General features: G+C 67.3%; 6 protein-coding genes. 3 read left to right on the plus strand and 3 right to left on the minus strand.

Annotated elements, in window-relative coordinates:
- Nucleotides 1-993: ATP-binding cassette domain-containing protein (locus RMO01_RS05485; RefSeq protein WP_409013050.1), on the plus strand; the 993-nt coding region annotated here is incomplete at its 5' end.
- Between the two features lie 8 nt (nucleotides 994-1001).
- On the opposite strand, the gene RMO01_RS05490 is transcribed toward RMO01_RS05485, so the two are convergent.
- Genes RMO01_RS05490 through RMO01_RS05500 form a run of 3 tightly spaced genes read right to left on the minus strand, consistent with a single transcriptional unit; the run spans nucleotide 1002 to nucleotide 3672 of the window.
- Nucleotides 1002-1889, minus strand: coding sequence for a hypothetical protein (locus RMO01_RS05490; RefSeq protein WP_309628034.1), 888 nt, complete (start codon nucleotides 1887-1889; stop codon nucleotides 1002-1004).
- 23 nt (nucleotides 1890-1912) lie between these two features.
- On the minus strand, nucleotides 1913-2866 hold the full coding sequence (locus tag RMO01_RS05495; RefSeq protein ID WP_309628035.1) for a hypothetical protein: 954 nt from the start codon (nucleotides 2864-2866) through the stop codon (nucleotides 1913-1915).
- Complete coding sequence (locus RMO01_RS05500) at nucleotides 2863-3672, minus strand: hypothetical protein (protein WP_309628036.1); 810 nt, start codon at nucleotides 3670-3672, stop codon at nucleotides 2863-2865. The genes RMO01_RS05495 and RMO01_RS05500 overlap by 4 nt, the downstream gene beginning before the upstream one ends.
- A 97-nt stretch (nucleotides 3673-3769) precedes the next feature.
- On the opposite strand from RMO01_RS05500, the gene trmFO reads away from it, so the two are divergent.
- On the plus strand, nucleotides 3770-5167 hold the full coding sequence (gene trmFO, locus RMO01_RS05505; RefSeq protein WP_309628037.1) for a methylenetetrahydrofolate--tRNA-(uracil(54)-C(5))-methyltransferase (FADH(2)-oxidizing) TrmFO: 1398 nt from the start codon (nucleotides 3770-3772) through the stop codon (nucleotides 5165-5167).
- Nucleotides 5164-6042: an oxygenase MpaB family protein gene (locus RMO01_RS05510; RefSeq protein ID WP_309628038.1), complete on the plus strand. Its 879-nt coding sequence runs from the start codon at nucleotides 5164-5166 to the stop codon at nucleotides 6040-6042. Before trmFO ends, RMO01_RS05510 begins: the two co-directional genes overlap by 4 nt.
- Nucleotides 6043-6053 lie beyond the last annotated feature (11 nt).

A 6053-nucleotide genomic window follows, 5' to 3' on the forward strand; every position in this document is an offset into this window, starting at 1 on the left:
ACCGGCGTCTCCGGCGGCGGCAAGTCCACCTTCACCATCGAAACGCTCTACAAGGCCGCCGCGCGGCGGCTGCACAACGCCTCGGACGCGCCGGCCGCGCACGAGCGGATCGAGGGGTTGGAGAACTTCGACAAGGTCATCGACATCGACCAGTCGCCCATCGGTCGCACGCCGCGCTCGAACCCGGCCACATATACGGGCGCGTTCCAACCCATCCGCGACTGGTTCTGCGGGCTGCCGGAATCCAAGTCTCGCGGCTATGGCCCCGGGCGGTTCAGCTTCAATGTCAGGGGCGGGCGCTGCGAGGCCTGCCAGGGCGATGGCCTGATCAAGATCGAGATGCACTTCCTGCCCGACGTCTACGTCACCTGCGACGTCTGCAAGGGCAAGCGCTACAACCGCGAGACGCTGGAGATCGTCTTCAAGGGCAAGAGCATCTCGGACGTGCTGGACATGACGGTCGAGGAGGCCGGCCAGTTCTTCAAGGCCGTGCCGCCGATCCGCGACAAGATGCTGACCCTGTCACGGGTGGGCCTGGACTACGTCAAGGTCGGACAGTCGGCGACGACCCTTTCGGGCGGCGAGGCCCAGCGGGTCAAACTGTCCAAGGAGCTGTCGAAGCGGGCGACCGGCAAGACCCTGTACATCCTCGACGAGCCGACCACGGGTCTGCATTTCGAGGACACCCGGAAGCTGCTGGAGGTGCTTCAGGAGCTGGTCGAAAGCGGCAACACCATCGTGGTGATCGAGCACAACCTCGATGTCATCAAGGTCGCCGACTACCTGCTGGACTTCGGGCCTGAGGGCGGCGACGGCGGCGGTGAGATCGTCGCGGTCGGCACGCCGGAACAGGTTGCGGCCAACGACAAGTCCTGGACCGGCAAATACCTCAAGGAGGTGCTGGACCGGCACGAAATGCGTCGCAAGGCGCGGGTCGCGGCCCTGATCAGCGAGGCTCCGGCGAGGAAGACGCGGGCGAAAGCCGGCGTCTGAAGATCAGGTCACTCTTGCGGCAGTCCCTTCAGATCGCGGTAGGCGGCCGAGAAGGGTGCGTAGATGACCGCGAGCTGCAGCGACGAGAAGATCGCGTTGATGGCGCCCCATGCGAGCAGACCGACGCCCGCAGTCTGAAGGATCTGGGCGGTCGACTGGCCGTCAAACGCGACTAGCTGTTCCAGGCCACCGGTCGCCATCGTGACCGGCAGGGCGACGATGGCGGCGAGGATGCCGACCAGCATCGACATGATGAAGGCGATCACCGCCATGCCGAGCAACGGCAGCACCCGTCCCTTGGTCAGACCGAAGGAGGCGAACGGGGAGATGCGCTTCTCGTCGAAGGTGGTCGGAACGGCCAGGCTGAGCCGGATCGCCAGCCAGATCAGTACGGTGGCGGCTCCGAGACCCAGCAGGACGCCGACCAGAATACCGACCCCCGTATTGGCCTGGCTGGCGACACCGGCCAGAAGGCCCACGACGACGAACAGCAGGACGGTTGCGGCGAAGAAGAGGATACCGAGAATCAGACTGACCGCCAGCACGCGCAGCTCGTCCGCGCCCAGCCGCATATAACCGAAAGCCTTGTCGGCGGGTCTCAGGACGGAGCGCGCGACCGCGGCGTTGAGGACCGCGCCGAGCACGAGGCTGAGAGGCAGCGCCAGAACCATGAAGCCGGACCAGCTTGCCATCAGGGCCTGCATTTCCTGCGCGCTGGGCTGGGTCCCCTCAAGGCTCTCGGTCGTCGCCATCACGGTCGCCAAAGGCCCGGCGAACAGGCCGAAGAATGCCGCGAAAAAGACCGTATAGGCCAGGGCCCAGAACACGATCGCCAATGGATGGCGGCGTACCACGCGGAACCCCTCGAAGGCGGCCTCGGTCGCTGAAAAGGTCATCGAATCCCTCCCTGAATCCTGATTTACGACGGTTGTAGCGCATCGACGGGCGGCGCGTCTTCGGGGATCGGCCCGACCGGGATGGTCGGAACCCCGTCGAGCAGCTGCCGCGCCGCGACGACGCCGGGGGCCGCGTACAGGGCCATGCACCAGCCGAACACGATCGAGAGCGGGATCAGGGTGGCCAGCGCCGGGACAATCATGGCCTCGACCAGGGGCTGCACATCAGCATAGCTCTCGACCTGGGCCGGCCACTGCAGGCCCTGGCCGAAGAACCTTCCCACGAGGATCGCGCCCGCGAGGGCGTATATCAGGATCAGGCTGACCATGTAGATCAGCCAGACCACCAGGTTCAGGCCAAACAGTTTCCACATCTGGCCCCTGGCCAGGGCCCAGCCCTCGACGAAGGCGACCCGTTTCAGGATCAGGCTGGCCGGCGCAATCAGAGACACGCGCAGCCATCCCCAGATCGACAAGGCCAACACCACCAGGCCGTAGACGATCAGAACACCGACCGCCGTCGCCTGACTGGAACTCCACAGCGCCATGCCCATCCCGACGCCGAGCAGCATCAGCACCAGAAGGGCGATGTACCAACCGATGAACACGGCCACGACGGTCACCGCGACCCGGACCTCATCCATTCCCAGGCGCAGGAACAGGAACCGGTCGCCCCGATGCGGCGCCAGGGTCGCGCGCGCCGCCGCCGTCCAGGTGAGCAGCATGACGAGATACATCACGATGTTCATGCCATTGATCGCGGCCTGAAGCCGGATCGACTCCATCAGATAGGTGTCGAACGCCTCTTCGCCGCTGGCCGAGCCGACCATCGAGGCCATGAGGGGGATCAACAGGCTGTACATGGCGGCGACCAGCGCCATCATCATCAGACCCCAGACGAAGAGATAGAGCGGCCGCCGCCGCAGCAGGACGAACGGTGCGCCAATGGCGTCACTGAAGGAAAAGACCGGCTTCATCGCTTCGTCTCCTCGGGTGACCAGTATTCCAGCTGTCGGTAGGCGGCGCCGAGGAAGCCGATCGTCAGCGGCAGTTGCACGGCGACCAGAACCAGCGCCGCGGCGATGTCTCCCGCCTTGCCGCTCAGCACGCCATTCCCGGTCAGGGTCAGCAGTACGATCTGGGGCAAGGCCGTCACGATGAGACCGGCCAGCAGCGGCCAGAAACTGCCGTATGCGATGCCCATACTGTTCAGCGACACCATCTGTCGTCGCCCCAGCGTCGCAGGCGCGAACAGGGACAGGCGAACAACCAGCAACAGGGGAATGGCGACGGCGCCGATGCCGAGCACGGTAAGGACTGCCAGCTTCCACGGTTCGCCCACCGCGGCCCAGTCCCGCGCCTGAATGGCGGGAACGTTGAGCTCGGCCATGCCGAAGATCGCCAGGACGACCAGGGCCAGAATGCTCACGATCATCGCCAGGAACAGCAGGCACAGCAGGGCCGCGCCGAGCAGCCGGGCCTCGGGGAGGTTCCCCTGCAATCCCATTGGTCCGAGGCCCAGAGCCCGCGCCTCCGCCAGATCGTCGCTGATCGAGAGGCGGGCAAGGGCGCCGACGGCGCCGAGGGTCGAGGCCGCCACGGCCAGCGCCCAGATCCCTCGCATCCAGCCTTCAGGATTCCAGAACACCGGCATCAGCCACAGGGCCGCGCACAGCGCCAGCGCGCCGGCAGCGCCTGACCAGATCAGCGGCAGCACATGCAACGTCCGGCCCAGCGCGACCCGAAGGTTCAGACGCCGGCCTCCTACATCCTTGTGGCTCATCAAGCCCCCTCGCTGAGCAATGCGACATCATAGCCGTCGAAGCCACGGGCTGACAGACACCTGCTGACGAACAGCGCCCGCGTGTCTAAGAAGCCGCATGACCGACCTCTCCCCTATCCACGTCATCGGCGGCGGCCTTGCCGGATCCGAAGCCGCCTGGCAGATCGCCTCCGCCGGCGTCCCCGTCGTCCTGCACGAGATGCGCGGCGTGCCGGGCGTCAGGACCGACGCCCACCACACCGACGGCCTGGCCGAACTGGTGTGCTCCAACTCCTTCCGCTCCGACGACTGGGAGCACAATGCCGTGGGCCTGCTGCACGCCGAGATGCGGGCGCTCGGTTCGATCATCATGTCCTGCGGCGACGCCCACCAGGTCCCGGCGGGCGGTGCGCTCGCGGTCGATCGCGACGGTTTCTCCCAGGCCGTGACGGCGAAGCTGGAGACCCATCCCCTGGTCACGATCCAGCGCGAGGAGATCGCCGGCCTGCCGCCTGAGGAGTGGGACAGCGTCATCGTCGCGACCGGCCCCCTGACCTCCCCCGCCCTCGCAGAGGCGATCCTGAAACTGACCGGCGAGGAAAGCCTGAGCTTCTTCGACGCCATCGCCCCCATCGTCCACGCCGACTCGATCGACTTCGACATCGCCTGGCGTCAATCGCGCTACGACAAGGAAGGCCCGGGCGGAGACGCCGCCGCCTACGTCAACTGTCCCATGAACAAGGAACAGTACGACGCCTTCGTCGACGCCCTGATCGACGGCCCCAAGGCCGAGTTCAAGGAATGGGAGAACGTCCCCTATTTCGACGGCTGCCTGCCCATCGAGGTGATGGCCGAGCGCGGCCGCGAGACCCTGCGCCACGGCCCGATGAAGCCCGTCGGCCTGACCAACCCCCGCGACCCGCAGGTCAAGTCCTACGCCATCGTCCAGCTGCGTCAGGACAATGCGCTGGGCACTCTTTTCAACATGGTCGGCTTCCAGACCAAGCTGAAGCACGGCGCCCAGGCCGACGTCTTCCGCATGATTCCCGGCCTGCACGAGGCCCAGTTCGCCCGCCTCGGCGGCCTGCACCGCAACACCTTCCTCAACAGCCCCAAACTGCTGGACCGCCAGCTGCGCCTCAAGGCCATGCCGCGCCTGCGCTTCGCGGGCCAGGTCACGGGCGTCGAAGGCTATGTCGAGAGCGCCGCCATGGGCCTGCTGACCGGCCGCCTCGCCGCCGCCGAACGGCTGGGTCGCCCGCTCGCAGCCCCACCCGTACACACCGCCATGGGCGCCCTGGTCGAACACATCACCGGCGGCCACCTAGACGGCCCCGGCGGCATCTCCAAATTCCAGCCGATGAACATCAACTACGGCCTGCTGCCGCCGCTCGAAGCGCCCAAGGTCGACGAGGCCGGGGCCAAGATCCCGCTCAAGGAGCGCGGCCGGGCCAAGAAGCGGTTGATGAGCGTCCGGGCGTTGGAGGCGCTGAAGGCGTGGCGGGACGCGGCTTGATCCTCGAACCCGCCAAGGTCGCCATCCGCCGCCGGATCACCGACCTGTTCAACGACGCCGCAAAGGGTGAACGCCCCATCCTGCGTCGCGCCGACGCCCTGTTCGCGACCGACTCCGTCGCCTGGCGGGTGAACGGCGACATCGTCACCATGATGATCGGCGGCGTCTCCGGCCTGTTACTGCAGATGCTGCATCCGGCGGTGCTGGCCGGGGTCTGGGACCACTCCGACTTCCGTTCCGATATGCACGGACGGCTGCGGCGCACGGCCAAATTCATCGCCGTCACCACCTATGACCACGCCGAAAACGGAATCGCGGCCATCGACCGCGTCCGCGGCATCCACGACCGGATCGGCGGCGTCCTGCCGGACGGAACTCCCTACCGCGTCAGCGATCCCGCCCTGCTGGCCTGGGTCCATGTCACCGAGGCGATCAGCTTCCTCAACGCCTGGATCCGCTATGCCGAGCCGGACATGCCTGTCGGCGATCAGGATCGGTATTTCGCCGAGATGGCCGTCGTCGCCGAGCGCCTCGGCGCTGATCCCGTCCCACGCGACCGGGCGGCCGCCGAGGCGCTGATCCGGTCGATGCGTCCGCCCTTGCGCGCCGACGCCCGCACCCGCGAGGTGGCGCAGCTGGTTCTGAACCAGTCGGTCGGCGCGGCCGTCACCGACGCCGCCTCCGGGGTCATCATGCAGGCGGGGGTCGACCTCCTGCCCGACTGGGCGCAGCGGATGCACTCCCTGAAGACGCCGCCGCCGCCTGTGGTCCGCGCCGGCGCCCGCGCCCTCGCCCGCACCCTGGCCTGGGCCTTCGACGGCTCGCCGAACCGCGAGGTCTGGCCGCCCGAGGTGACGGTCTGGCCGCGCGCCTGAAACCCGCTCAG

Origin of the sequence: Brevundimonas sp. (genome assembly GCF_031412435.1) — a bacterium.
In the GTDB taxonomy this organism is placed as follows: domain Bacteria; phylum Pseudomonadota; class Alphaproteobacteria; order Caulobacterales; family Caulobacteraceae; genus Brevundimonas.

Bases quoted from the DNA above. Each gene is read 5' to 3' on its own strand.
- RMO01_RS05490 (WP_309628034.1), bottom strand. From the start codon at position 1,889: ATGACCTTTTCAGCGACCGAGGCCGCCTTCGAGGGGTTCCGCGTGGTA.
- RMO01_RS05495 (WP_309628035.1), bottom strand. From the start codon at position 2,866: ATGAAGCCGGTCTTTTCCTTCAGTGACGCCATTGGCGCACCGTTCGTC.
- RMO01_RS05500 (WP_309628036.1), bottom strand. From the start codon at position 3,672: ATGAGCCACAAGGATGTAGGAGGCCGGCGTCTGAACCTTCGGGTCGCG.
- trmFO (WP_309628037.1), top strand. From the start codon at position 3,770: ATGACCGACCTCTCCCCTATCCACGTCATCGGCGGCGGCCTTGCCGGA.